We start from the raw sequence: 12,082 nt of genomic DNA, 5'->3' as shown, positions 1-12,082 counted from the left end.
GGGAAAATAGCAGCATAGTGTATGTTGAATATTTAAAGAGTGGCTATGCGTATTGTTCTTGCCCAAATCAATCCTATTGTTGGCGATATTTCTGGAAATGCTTCATTGATTATTGAAGCTATCCGTCGTGCTAAAGATGAACTGCAACCGGACGTTATTGTTTTTCCTGAGCTAGCCGTATGTGGCTATCCGCCAGAAGATTTGTTATTACGCCAGGACCTGTTTGATTGTGTGGCTTCGGCTATCCATCAGATCACCGTCGAAACGAAAGGGGTGGCTATTGTCTTAGGACACCCTGATAAACATCAAAATGAAGTGTATAACGCGGCTTCTTTTATTGCTGATGGGGCCATTCTTCATACCTATCATAAACAGATGCTGCCTAATTATTCAGTATTTGATGAGAAGCGCTATTTTGCCTGTGGTGATCGTTCATGTGTCTTTGAATATCAAGGGAAAAAGTTAGGACTCGTCGTTTGCGAAGACTTATGGTTTGAAGAGCCTGTTGCTAAAGCAAAGGCAGAAGGAGCCGAGATCATTCTGTCGCCTAATGCTTCTCCTTACCATCATGCTCACCGTGAGGATCGCCTTCTTCAGGTTACTCAGCGGGCTAAAGACAATAACCTTCCTGTTATTTATGTTAATCAGGTTGGCGGACAGGATGAACTGGTATTTGATGGTCGTTCGCTGGTGATTGATGCATCGGGTGATGTTGTATATGAAGTCGAAGCTTTTGATACGGCACTTGCCTGTGTCGAGTGGAACGACAATGGATGGAAGGTTGTTAGCAACGAGGCTAGCCTGCCACAAAATTCAGAGGAAGAAATGTACCGCGCTTTGGTTCTTGGTGTTAAAGACTATGTCACCAAGAATGGGTTTAAAGGTGCTGTGATTGGTTTATCGGGTGGCATTGATTCGGCTTTAACTCTGGCGGTTGCTGTTGATGCGCTTGGTGCTGAGAATGTCGAAGCGGTGATGATGCCATTCCGTTATACCGCCGATATGAGCATTGAAGATGCACAAAAAGAAGCTGAGTTGTTAGGAGTCGACTTTGATGTTGTGTCGATTGAACCTATGTATGAAGCCTTTATGCAAGGTTTAGCAAGTCGCTTTGAAGGCACATTGGTAGATACGACCGAGCAGAATCTTCAAGCGCGTTGCCGAGGAACATTGCTGATGGCCATTTCGAACAAAAGTGGACGCATTGTTTTAACCACTGGTAATAAATCCGAGGTCGCAGTGGGATATTCTACTTTGTATGGTGATATGGCTGGTGGATTTGATGTTTTAAAGGACGTACCTAAAATATGGGTTTATCGTTTATCCAGATATCGAAATACACTTTCAGAAGTTATTCCTGAGCGAGTGATTACAAGAGCACCTTCGGCAGAATTAGCGCCGGATCAAAAAGATGAAGATAGTTTGCCTCCCTACGAGATATTAGATGCTATCCTTGAAGCTTATGTTGTTGAAGATAAAAGTGTTGCGGATATCGTTGCGCTAGGTTTCGAAGAAGATACCATTCGTCATGTTATGAAAATGGTGGATCGAAATGAATACAAGCGCCGTCAATCGGCTCCGGGTGTGCGTATCAGCCGTCGCGCCTTTGGACGTGATCGACGTTACCCGATTACATCCGGCTTTTTTCGCCAACTATGATATGCTGATTTCATTCAATAAGAGCCAGAGAAGCTCCACAATGAGAACCTGTCAATGAAAAAAATCGAAGCAATTATTAAACCCTTTAAGCTTGATGATGTACGCGAAGCATTAGGAGATTTGGGAGTCGCAGGAATGACAGTCACCGAAGTGAAAGGTTTCGGTCGTCAAAAAGGGCATACCGAGTTGTATCGTGGTGCAGAATATATGGTTGATTTTTTGCCTAAGGTAAAAGTTGAAGTTGTGGTCAGTGATGAACTGGTTGATGCGAGCATTGAAAGCATTTTGGAAGTTGCTCGTACCGGCAAAATTGGCGATGGAAAAATCTTTGTTTCTGATGTCGAAAAAGTGATTCGTATTCGAACGGGAGAAGAAAACGAAAGCGCCATTTAATGCATCGATGAGCGCCCATAAAAAAAGCCGCTAATCAGCGGCTTTTTTTATGGGCTGCACAAACTCAATTATATATCGAGTTGTTTGGCATGCTCAGGGTAATTCAGTAGCAACAGTCTACGTGCTTTCTCTTTTAACTCAGGCAGACCCAACAAATCATAAGCCGTTGTCATAATGACCAGAGCTTCTGGAATGGCAGGCGTTTTAGGGTAGTTTTCTACAATATACTGCGCACGATTGGCAGCACCCGTATAAGCCTGGCGCTCCATATAGTAGCGAGCCACGTGTAATTCATGCTCGGCAAGTAGATTGCGTAAAAATACCATGCGTTGGCGAGCATCTTTAGAATAGCGGCTCTTAGGGTGTTTTCTGACCAGGTCGGCAAAGTTTTTAAAGGCCGTTCGAGCCGCTTCTGCATCACGCTTAGAAAGGCTTGCTGATAGCAGTTCTTTGATAAAGCCTGATTCATCATTAAAAGCGACTAAGCCTTTCATGTAATAGACATAGTCAACGTCAGGATGATTGGGGTTTTGGCGAATAAAGCGATCAGCAGCAGCTGTTGCTAGTGCACTGTCACCAATCTTGTAGTAAGAGTATATAAGTGACAATTGAGCCTTATGTGAAGATGGGCCAAATGGATAAAGACTGTCCAGCTTTTCTAAGTACTGGATAGCACTACGATAATTACCTGCCCGCATAGCAATTTCTGCTTTTTCATGGAGGCTAACACCGGGATCATTTGCTGGCGTATCATTGTCATCATTGCCCGTTGTGGCGCAAGCCTGTAGCATTAAAGCTAGAATTACTAAAAATAAAATACGAAAATTCTTCATACGCTCAAAAATATCGTTAAAATCTACTTGAATCGTTATGGGTTGGTCATTCTACCCAAGGTTAGGATAGAGGCCAATGTTTTTTGACTTAATTGCAATTGTTCAGTCTGTGTTTAACAAACGGCAACCTCGTCTATAAAGGGTTGAGAGGCTGAAAATAACAAAAGGTTCCCTGAAAATTTAGTTTTTATGAGCACAAAAACCAGTTATCAACAGACGTTTGAAGTTACCGAAAAAGATTATGGTCACCGACTTGATCAGGTTTTAGCCGCTTACTGTGAGGGTATCTCACGTTCGCGCCTACAAGATTGGGTGAAAAATGGTCAGGTGCTAGTGAATGAACAGCCTGTTACCAAGACTCGCTATAAGATTCAGGGCAATGAAACCATTACGGTAGACGCAGAGATTGAGCAGGCGGGTACCTGGGAACCTGAAGATATCCCGCTTGATATCGTGTATGAAGATGAAGCCATATTGGTGATTAATAAACCGGCGGGATTGGTGGTTCATCCTGCTGCGGGCAATTACAGCGGAACCATGGTCAATGCCCTGCTAAATCATGATGAATCGCTGATTCAATTGCCTCGAGCAGGTATTGTTCATCGTCTGGACAAAGACACTACTGGGCTTTTAGTTGTCGCCCGGACCTTAGAGGCACACACCCATCTAGTGGCCCAGTTGCAAGAGCGAGCCTTTGAGCGGGAATATCAGTGTATTGTCCATGGTCAGTTTGTATCAGGTGGAACCATTGATGCGCCCATTGGCCGACATCCTACGAGCCGTTTGAAGATGGCTGTGGTCAATAATGGAAAAGAAGCGATCACTCACTATCGATTAAAAGATAAGTTTACTCACTTTACGCATTTGCAAGTGAATCTTGAAACTGGTCGAACTCACCAGATCCGCGTTCACATGGCTCATGCTCGTTACCCTCTGGTTGGAGATTTGGCCTACGGTAAGAAAAACTACGCACCTTCTGGCAGCTCTGATGCGCTAAGAACTGCGCTCAGAGAGTTTCGTCGTCAGGCCCTCCATGCTCGCAAATTAGGGTTAATGCACCCAGAGAAAGATGAGTTTATGAGCTGGGAAGCGGATGTACCCAGTGATTACGCCCATCTACTTGACGTTATTCGAGCTGAAGATTAATGAATCTGGCTGTCATTAAGCCTGATTGGCCTGCTCCCGAGTGGGTTCAGGCGGCATCAACTTGCCGTTCCGGTGGGGTGAGCCAAGGCGTTTATCAAGCAATGAATGTGGGCGATCATGTTGGCGATGATGCTGAGCATGTAGCCACTAACCGCCAGCGGCTAGTTGAGGCATTAGCATTACCCTCAGAACCTTTCTGGCTGAATCAAACTCATAGCACGGATGTTGTGCCTGTAACTTCTCTGTCTGAAACACCTATAGAGGCCGATGCCAGCTATAGTGAGCAACCATCTCAGGTATGTGCGGTAATGACCGCTGACTGTTTGCCTGTCTTGTTCACCGACAAGAAAGGGCAATGGGTTGCAGCGGCTCATGCAGGTTGGCGTGGGCTGGCTAATGGCATCTTATTGAAGACGATGGATTCCTATCAGGGCGAAAAAGAAGATTGCCTGGCTTGGTTAGGGCCTGCGATAAGTTCGAAGGCCTTTGAGGTTGGGGATGATGTGAAGCAGGCTTTTTGTGCTCAATCTTCCTCGTTTGACCGTTTTTTTCAGGCTCGTGATAAAAAAGGTAAATACCTGGCTGATCTTTATGGTATTGCGCGAGAACAACTCTCTGCTCTGGGTGTACAGATATACGGTGGTGATTTTTGCACCTATTCTGATCCTGAACAATTTTTCTCCTATCGCAGAGATGGCGTAACGGGCCGAATGGCATCACTAATTTGGTTGAGTTCTGGAGCACAATAGCCAATGACATTTCTTTTTGTGGCTTCTGTAGCCGTTCTTTTGTTTATGGGCGGATTGGCGATTGGTATTAAAAACAAAGGGGCCGACTGGGGCTTCTTGTTAGCCAATGCCGTTGATGGATGGGCGCGAATATATTGCCGCCGTTTCCATCACATTAACCCTATTAATCTATCAATTCCTTCAGATAGGGGGAGTATTGTTGTCTCAAATCATATCTCTGGGCTGGATCCTCTCCTGCTGATTGCTGCGTGCGACAGACCTTTGCGTTTTTTGATTGCGAAAGAGGAATACGAACGCTTTGGTTTAACTTGGTTGTTTAAGCGAGCAGGGTGTATTCCTGTTGACCGGGATGGCCGAGTCGATGGTGCTTTTCGAGAAGCTATCCGACAGTTAGAGTTAGGTGAAGTGGTTGCTTTGTTCCCTCATGGCAGGATCCACCTTGATGATGAAAAGCGCACTAAGTTGAAACCTGGATTGCGCAAGCTAGTAACGAAAGTTCCCTGTACAGTTTTTCCCCTTCGTCTGGAAGGCGTCCGAGCTCAAGGATCGGTTTTTACCTCCTTGCTATTGAGAGCGGATATTAATATTCAGCAGTTTCCATCCATTGATTCTCAAGCTTTTGAAGACAAGTGTATCGACGATCGTTTAGGCGAATTGTTGTTAGGTCGTACTGACTCACTTGAAAAAAAATCGACGACCCCCCATCTATAAACTAAATCGGTTGTTGCAGTCGCCAGTCTATACCCGTAGCACTATGAAATACTTTGGGTATGAATAACCAGTAACTAAAGTTGCTTATTTGTCACTAGCGGCTATCAATAACTCTGGTGTTTGATCTTTTTGCTTATTTGCCTGAGGGGGCCAACTCCATGAGAATGGATAAATTTACCAGTAAGTTTCAACTTGCGATAGCGGATGCGCAATCGCTGGCCGTTGGACGTGATCATCAGTTTATTGAACCATTACATTTAATGATGGCTTTGTTAAATCAGGATGGCGGTACGGTTCGTCCTCTACTGGTAAAAGCGAATGTTAATGTTCATGCATTACGTTCTCAAATTGCTGAAGCTCTCGATCAATTGCCGCAGGTAGAAGGCAGTGATGGCGATGTCCAAATATCCAATGAGTCAGTGCGGCTGTTGAATCTGTGTGACAAACTGTCTCAACATCGAAAAGATCAGTACATTTCTTCTGAACTGCTTGTATTAGCCGCTCTAAGTGACAAAAGTACACTAGGGCGTATCTTAAAAAGTCTTGGAGCAACGCCTGCCACAATTGAACAAGCTATTAATGATGTGCGTGGCGGAGAAACAATCAATGATCCTAATGCCGAAGAACAACGTCAGGCACTCGAAAAGTTTACCGTTGATTTAACCGAACGAGCGGAGCAAGGTAAGCTCGACCCCGTTATAGGTCGTGATGATGAAATCCGTCGTACGATTCAGGTATTGCAGCGTCGTTCGAAAAATAATCCTGTTTTGATTGGTGAGCCCGGCGTTGGTAAAACCGCTATCGTTGAAGGTTTAGCTCAACGAATTATTAATGGCGAAGTACCAGAAGGTTTAAAAAATAAACGCGTTCTGTCTCTTGATATGGGAGCTTTGATCGCGGGCGCTAAATTTCGTGGAGAATTTGAAGAGCGTTTAAAAGCTGTACTGAACGATCTGTCGAAGCAGGAAGGCCGTATCATTCTTTTCATCGACGAACTTCATACTATGGTTGGCGCCGGAAAAGCTGATGGTGCGATGGACGCCGGCAATATGCTCAAACCCGCATTGGCTCGTGGAGAATTGCATTGTGTAGGAGCGACGACTCTTGATGAGTATCGTAAGTATGTCGAAAAAGACGCTGCCTTAGAGCGTCGTTTTCAAAAAGTGCAGGTGGATGAGCCTACAGTAGAAGATACCATCGCTATTTTGCGAGGATTAAAAGAGCGCTACGAAGTGCATCATGGTGTCGATATTACCGACCCCGCTATCGTTGGTGCTGCGACACTATCTCATCGTTATATTTCCGATCGGCAGCTGCCAGATAAGGCGATTGATCTGATTGATGAAGCGGCCAGTCGGATCCGTATGGAAATCGACTCCAAACCTGAACAAATGGATAAGTTAGAAAGACGTTTAATTCAGCTAAAGATCCAACGAGAAGCGTTACGCAAAGAAACCGACGAAAGCTCCAAAAAGCGTTTGCAGGCATTAGAGAGCGAGATCACTGAGTTAGAAAGAGATTTTGCTGAACTGAATGAAGTCTGGACCGCAGAAAAAGCAGCGCTCCAAGGGACCACACATATTAAAACTGAGTTAGAGCGGGCTCGCCTTGATTTGGATGCGGCGCATCGAGCGGGTGATCTGGCGCGTATGTCTGAGCTGCAGTACGGAAAAATTCCTGAACTCGAAAAACAACTCGACATGGCGGCTCAGGCAGAAATGCAAGATATGACTCTATTAAGAAATAAAGTCACTGATAACGAAATTGCCGAAGTCGTTTCTAAGTGGACAGGCATTCCTGTTAATAAAATGCTAGAAGGCGAGCGCGATAAGTTGTTAAAGATCGAAGACGGATTGCATCAGCGAGTGGTTGGGCAAAACGAAGCGGTTACTGCTGTTGCAAACGCTATTCGGCGTGCGCGAGCTGGATTATCTGAACCAGATCGACCTAATGGTTCTTTTTTATTCTTAGGACCAACAGGTGTTGGTAAAACTGAGCTCTGCAAAGCCTTGGCCGAATTTTTATTCGATAGTGAAGAATCCATGATTCGCGTTGATATGTCTGAGTTTATGGAAAAACACGCTGTTGCACGATTAATTGGCGCGCCTCCAGGCTATGTTGGCTATGACGAAGGTGGTTATTTAACCGAAGCCGTTCGACGCAAACCTTATTCTGTTATTCTGTTGGATGAGGTCGAAAAGGCCCACCCTGATGTATTTAATGTTTTGTTGCAGGTTCTTGAAGATGGTCGTTTGACGGATGGTCAAGGTCGAACCGTTGATTTTCGTAATACCGTTGTTGTTATGACATCTAATTTAGGATCCGATGTTATCTCTGAACACAGAGAAGAAGAGCATGGCGTTCTAAAAGATAAGATTATGGAAGTCATTGGTCAGTTCTTTAGACCTGAATTTATCAACCGTGTTGACGAAACGGTGGTTTTCCATTCGTTGCCACGAGATGCTGTTAAAGCCATTGCCCGAATTCAATTGGCAAACTTAACACGTCGAGTTGAAGATAATGATCTATCTATTGAATTTGATGAAGAAGCTTTAAGCCTTATTGCCGAACGAGGATTTGATCCGGTTTATGGTGCTCGTCCATTAAAGCGGGCGATTCAGCAATGGATAGAAAACCCATTGGCTCAACGTATCTTGGAGGGGCAATATCACAGTGGCGAGATGATTCAGGTAACAGTAGAAGAGAAGGAAATTGTCTTTCGATAAAGAATGGTTAAATAGAGCACCTATCGTCGGTGCTCTATTTAGTAAAGCTAGCCTTTCTTGATGCAGTAACGATCAATCTGCTTTTGAGTTTCTTCCATTTTCTTCGCTTTTTCTTCTGCGGTAATTAAGCGGCGTCCGCCTTGGCCGTCATCGACACCAATTCGAGAAGCTGTTTTAAGCGTTTCCATGTTAATTTTTGCAACGCGACAACCTTCATCAATGCGTTCTTTTGCTTTACGCAACTCATTATGTAATGAATTGTCTTCGGCTTGCTGAGAAGTGTCAGTTTGAGTGGCTGCTGGCTTAGCACTTGCTCGGGAGTTTTTCTTACCTGAGTGAATCTTTATAATTTCGTACTTTACGCCTTTGGGAGGCCGCTCGCCGTACTGCACGTTGCCTTCAGAGTCTTTCCACTTGTAATAGGGTTTTTTCTCTGCGGTACTTAGTGTGCAAAAGATGGCCAAGAGTGTGCCAATCAAAAGAGTGCTTTTCTTCATACTTTGTTCCTTAATTACTGCTTTGCAGCTCATAAGTAATAATATAGCGCTAAATTGGGGGTAAAGTCAGTAGGCTAGAGGTTGAAACTGGCGCTTATTTATCCTCTATTCTCGATTGAAGTTTATTTTCGTGAACAAATCCCATTACATAAGTGAACATTTCTTCCTGTTCTTGCTGCAAACGATGGTCTACTACAACACATTTTACGCCATCAATGACGGCGGGTCTTAGTAATGGGGAGTAATACATTCTGCGGTTACGAAATGTACAAAGGCTACCGCACAGGCGTTCTGCCCAGTCAGACGGGCGAAATTTTTGCCCCTCTTCATTCAACCCTATTATGGTGAGTTTCTGATTTTCCTCTAGTAGCATTCGTAGTCGCCAAGTTCAATATTATGTTGAGTTGCGCGGCGTATGTTGACATAACATAATTCGATGTCAACCTGTTGGGGCTGTTAACAGACCCTAATCATTGATTTTCAAGCTTTTAACAAGACCTAAAAGCGGGTTAAACTAGTCTGCTTTGAATAGAAGTCTAGCAGAGCCAGCTCTTAAAGCTATTTATTTGAGTATTTCATCTATGCCAAACCAAAATACAGAAAACAAGAATCCTCGCCGAGGAATCTACTTATTGCCTAACTTGCTGACGACGGGGGGGCTATTTGCCGGTTTTTTTGCCATCGTTGCGTCTATGGGAGGTCGATTTGAAGTCGCTGCTGTGGCGATATTCATTGCCATGATCATGGATGGCCTGGATGGTCGAGTCGCGCGTATGACCAATACTCAATCAGCATTTGGTGCCGAATACGACAGCATGGCTGACATAGTGTCATTTGGTGTCGCTCCCGCGTTAGTTACTTACAATTGGGCGTTAACGGAGCAGGGCAAGTTAGGTTGGTTAGCTGCATTTATCTTTGTTGCTGCGGGAGCGCTGCGATTAGCCCGGTTTAATACCCAAGTTGAGACAGCCGACAAAAGCTATTTTCAGGGGCTAGCTATACCATCTGCCGCAGCAATTTTAGCGGGTATGGTCTGGCTTGGTGTGGATTCAGACTATCCATCGGGTACGCAGTTTGGATTGCCTGTTGCGATTATTACCATTTGTCTGGGTTTATTAATGGTGAGTAATTTCCGTTATTCCAGCTTTAAAGAAGTGAACTGGCGTGGCAAAGTCCCCTTTATTGCTATTCTGGTTTCAGTTCTGATTCTGGTTCTTATTGCTTATGATCCTCCCATTGTTTTATTTATTGGGTTTTCGATTTATGCCTTATCAGGACCTGTGCTAACGGTGGTTAGAATGCGGTCTCTTAAGGATAAGCGCGGCAAAACAGAGGCTGAAGCAGAAGAAGAAAATAGTAACAAACCAACCGAATAATTCCCTTCTTATTTCTGGCGCACTCTGCGGTTCATGGCAAAGTGCGCTAACAGCTTCGGGCTGTTCTATATTTATACTCTGTCTAAATCAGAAAATGATGTGTAACAGTGCTGACCACTAATGGTCTTATTGGTAACAGCATTGAGGAGTGACAGATGTTAATCAAGAATACCCGTTCAAAACCTGATTTTAATTGCCCAGAATACGAAATTACTGATGAGTCTGCGTTTATTAATCGACGTCAGTTGATTAAAGGAATGGCTGCATCAGGTGCGCTATCCAGTTTGCCTATTTTGGCGGGTAAAGCCTCTCCTTACTCCACTTCTGAACAAAAGACATCAGAGTATTCTATTACTCATTACAATAACTTCTACGAGTTTTCTTTGAGTAAAGAAGAGCCTGCGAAAAAGGCCAAGAACTTTGTCACCAATAACTGGCAGGTCGCTGTAGAAGGGGAAGTAGAAAGTCCGGGCGTGTATGATTTTGAAGATATTCTCAAATGGGTGCAGCAAGAAGAGCGTATTTATCGATTACGCTGTGTCGAAGCATGGTCTATGGTTGTTCCCTGGTATGGTTTTGAGCTACGACAATTGATAAAACGACTAAAGCCGACCAGCAAAGCAAAGTATGTTCAGTTTGAAACGCTTTATGATCCCGAAAGGATGCCAGGGCAACGTCGCGGAGTTTTTAATTTTTCATCTCTCGACTGGCCTTATGTTGAAGGTTTACGTATGGATGAAGCCATGAACCCTCTCACTTTAATGGTGACAGGTCTCTACGGTAAGAATATCCCGCCACAAAACGGCGCTCCTTTACGCCTGATTGTGCCTTGGAAATACGGGTTTAAAAGTATCAAGTCCATCGTAAAAATAAAGTTTGTTGAAAAGCAGCCTGTGAATACCTGGCAAAAGACCGCACCCAAAGAATATGGCTTTTATGCCAATGTTAATCCTGATGTTCCTCACCCTAGATGGAGCCAGGCCAAAGAAAGACGAATTTTGAGCGAATCACTTTTTAGTGGAACCCGACGCATTAAAACAGAATTTCTCAATGGCTATGCTGAGCATGTTGCTCATTTGTATAAAGGTATGGATCTTAGCCGTCACTTTTAAATGCTCAAGTTGTAGGTTTTTGCTGAATGTTTTGGTCTAAATTGCTTGTACACATTTTATCGCTCACTCCATTGGGTTTGTTAGTTTGGGGAACGGTAACGAATGATCTTGGCCCTGATCCCCAGGAAACATTACTTAATACTACTGGGATCTGGGCGTTACGTTTATTACTAATCACTCTGGCCCTGTCACCGATTCGTTATCTCTCGGGTTGGGGAAAAGCGATTCGCTACCGCCGAATGTTAGGACTCTATGCAGCTTTCTATCTTTTGCTACACCTTATAACCTTTCTATGGTTTTTTCTGGGATGGGATCTGTCGCAACTTTTCGACGAAATTATTGAGCGTCCTTATATTACAGTAGGGATGGGAGCCTTTGTGATTATGTTGTTCTTAAGCATTACATCAACCAAAGCGATGCAAAAGAGATTGGGTAAGCGATGGAAAGCACTGCACAAGTGGGTATATGTCGCGGGTGTTTTAGCGGTTGTTCACTTTATTTGGCAAAGTAAACTCGATTTGAACCAGCCCCTGCTTTACGCGTTCATTCTGAGCGCATTATTGGGAGTTCGCTTTTGGTGGTTTTTTATACGAAAGCCAGTGCAAAACGCTTGATTTTGATTGGTATTTGAGCTTTGGCAAAAATATTCGTTTTTTTTCGAAATAGTGCTTGTCATCGCCGAAATTCTCTATATAATCTCGCTCCACATTGAGGCACACGCCTCACTAAGTTCAAACAGCGAGACTGATTTGAACATGTTCTTTGACAATCAGGATAAAGTAATCTGTGTGGGCACTCAGATAGGATAAGCGTCAATAACGACATTATCGATTTGAGTGTTGAAAGAAAGAGATATTCAATATCTGTTAATTCAAGATTT

The 12,082-nt window shown here is 44.0% G+C and carries 12 protein-coding genes; 9 read left to right on the top strand and 3 right to left on the bottom strand.

Going from position 1 to position 12,082, the window contains the following annotated elements:
• Positions 1-45: 45 nt before the first annotated feature.
• Together NH399_RS13425 and NH399_RS13420 are read left to right on the top strand one after the other, a co-directional pair.
• On the top strand, positions 46-1,659 hold the full coding sequence (locus NH399_RS13425) for an NAD+ synthase (protein ID WP_253040879.1): 1,614 nt from the start codon (positions 46-48) through the stop codon (positions 1,657-1,659).
• A 54-nt stretch (positions 1,660-1,713) separates the two neighbouring features.
• Positions 1,714-2,052: a P-II family nitrogen regulator gene (locus tag NH399_RS13420; RefSeq protein ID WP_253040877.1), complete on the top strand. Its 339-nt coding sequence runs from the start codon at positions 1,714-1,716 to the stop codon at positions 2,050-2,052.
• Between the two features lie 68 nt (positions 2,053-2,120).
• Here NH399_RS13420 and NH399_RS13415 read toward each other — a convergent pair whose 3' ends face one another.
• Entirely contained in the window at positions 2,121-2,885 is a 765-nt protein-coding gene (locus NH399_RS13415; RefSeq protein ID WP_253040875.1) for an outer membrane protein assembly factor BamD, read from the bottom strand.
• A 189-nt stretch (positions 2,886-3,074) separates the two neighbouring features.
• Between NH399_RS13415 and rluD the strand changes: the two genes are divergently transcribed.
• The 4 genes from rluD to clpB all read left to right on the top strand — a co-directional run bounded on the left by rluD (position 3,075) and on the right by clpB (position 8,217).
• Positions 3,075-4,031 carry a 23S rRNA pseudouridine(1911/1915/1917) synthase RluD gene (rluD, locus tag NH399_RS13410; RefSeq protein WP_253040873.1) on the top strand — a complete coding sequence of 319 codons (957 nt, stop codon included), beginning with the start codon at positions 3,075-3,077 and terminating at the stop codon, positions 4,029-4,031.
• Positions 4,031-4,780, top strand: a complete 750-nt coding sequence (gene pgeF / locus NH399_RS13405; RefSeq protein ID WP_253040871.1) for a peptidoglycan editing factor PgeF — start codon at positions 4,031-4,033, stop codon at positions 4,778-4,780. The genes rluD and pgeF overlap by 1 nt, the downstream gene beginning before the upstream one ends.
• Before the next feature lie 3 nt (positions 4,781-4,783).
• The gene (locus tag NH399_RS13400) at positions 4,784-5,491 is read left to right on the top strand and encodes a lysophospholipid acyltransferase family protein (protein ID WP_253040869.1); all 708 of its coding nucleotides are present in this window, start codon (positions 4,784-4,786) and stop codon (positions 5,489-5,491) included.
• 158 nt (positions 5,492-5,649) lie between these two features.
• On the top strand, positions 5,650-8,217 hold the full coding sequence (clpB, locus tag NH399_RS13395) for an ATP-dependent chaperone ClpB (protein WP_253040866.1): 2,568 nt from the start codon (positions 5,650-5,652) through the stop codon (positions 8,215-8,217).
• 47 nt (positions 8,218-8,264) lie between these two features.
• Here clpB and NH399_RS13390 read toward each other — a convergent pair whose 3' ends face one another.
• Together NH399_RS13390 and NH399_RS13385 are read right to left on the bottom strand one after the other, a co-directional pair.
• Complete coding sequence (locus NH399_RS13390; protein WP_253040864.1) at positions 8,265-8,714, bottom strand: DUF4124 domain-containing protein; 450 nt, start codon at positions 8,712-8,714, stop codon at positions 8,265-8,267.
• A 94-nt stretch (positions 8,715-8,808) separates the two neighbouring features.
• Positions 8,809-9,087: a DUF3579 domain-containing protein gene (locus NH399_RS13385; RefSeq protein WP_253040862.1), complete on the bottom strand. Its 279-nt coding sequence runs from the start codon at positions 9,085-9,087 to the stop codon at positions 8,809-8,811.
• Between the two features lie 208 nt (positions 9,088-9,295).
• Here NH399_RS13385 and pssA point away from each other — a divergent pair, with 208 nt between their 5' ends.
• The 3 genes from pssA to NH399_RS13370 all read left to right on the top strand — a co-directional run bounded on the left by pssA (position 9,296) and on the right by NH399_RS13370 (position 11,816).
• The gene (gene pssA / locus NH399_RS13380; protein WP_253040860.1) at positions 9,296-10,090 is read left to right on the top strand and encodes a CDP-diacylglycerol--serine O-phosphatidyltransferase; all 795 of its coding nucleotides are present in this window, start codon (positions 9,296-9,298) and stop codon (positions 10,088-10,090) included.
• Positions 10,091-10,245: 155 nt separating this feature from the next.
• Positions 10,246-11,202, top strand: a complete 957-nt coding sequence (msrP, locus tag NH399_RS13375; RefSeq protein WP_253040858.1) for a protein-methionine-sulfoxide reductase catalytic subunit MsrP — start codon at positions 10,246-10,248, stop codon at positions 11,200-11,202.
• Between the two features lie 26 nt (positions 11,203-11,228).
• Positions 11,229-11,816, top strand: coding sequence for a sulfite oxidase heme-binding subunit YedZ (locus tag NH399_RS13370; protein ID WP_253040856.1), 588 nt, complete (start codon positions 11,229-11,231; stop codon positions 11,814-11,816).
• Positions 11,817-12,082 lie beyond the last annotated feature (266 nt).

Origin of the sequence: Pleionea sp. CnH1-48, from assembly GCF_024124665.1 — a bacterium.
GTDB lineage: Bacteria > Pseudomonadota > Gammaproteobacteria > Enterobacterales > Kangiellaceae > JAMXSB01.
Note: the sequence above shows the minus strand (reverse complement) of the source record. Positions and strands in the feature narration are given on the sequence as shown.

Excerpts from the sequence above, each read along its gene's own strand:
- rluD (WP_253040873.1), top strand. The coding sequence starts at position 3,075 with ATGAGCACAAAAACCAGTTATCAACAGACGTTTGAAGTTACCGAAAAA.
- NH399_RS13420 (WP_253040877.1), top strand. The coding sequence starts at position 1,714 with ATGAAAAAAATCGAAGCAATTATTAAACCCTTTAAGCTTGATGATGTA.
- NH399_RS13400 (WP_253040869.1), top strand. The coding sequence starts at position 4,784 with ATGACATTTCTTTTTGTGGCTTCTGTAGCCGTTCTTTTGTTTATGGGC.
- pssA (WP_253040860.1), top strand. The coding sequence starts at position 9,296 with ATGCCAAACCAAAATACAGAAAACAAGAATCCTCGCCGAGGAATCTAC.
- clpB (WP_253040866.1), top strand. The coding sequence starts at position 5,650 with ATGAGAATGGATAAATTTACCAGTAAGTTTCAACTTGCGATAGCGGAT.
- NH399_RS13390 (WP_253040864.1), bottom strand. The coding sequence starts at position 8,714 with ATGAAGAAAAGCACTCTTTTGATTGGCACACTCTTGGCCATCTTTTGC.
- NH399_RS13425 (WP_253040879.1), top strand. The coding sequence starts at position 46 with ATGCGTATTGTTCTTGCCCAAATCAATCCTATTGTTGGCGATATTTCT.
- NH399_RS13415 (WP_253040875.1), bottom strand. The coding sequence starts at position 2,885 with ATGAAGAATTTTCGTATTTTATTTTTAGTAATTCTAGCTTTAATGCTA.
- msrP (WP_253040858.1), top strand. The coding sequence starts at position 10,246 with ATGTTAATCAAGAATACCCGTTCAAAACCTGATTTTAATTGCCCAGAA.
- NH399_RS13370 (WP_253040856.1), top strand. The coding sequence starts at position 11,229 with ATGTTTTGGTCTAAATTGCTTGTACACATTTTATCGCTCACTCCATTG.
- NH399_RS13385 (WP_253040862.1), bottom strand. The coding sequence starts at position 9,087 with ATGCTACTAGAGGAAAATCAGAAACTCACCATAATAGGGTTGAATGAA.
- pgeF (WP_253040871.1), top strand. The coding sequence starts at position 4,031 with ATGAATCTGGCTGTCATTAAGCCTGATTGGCCTGCTCCCGAGTGGGTT.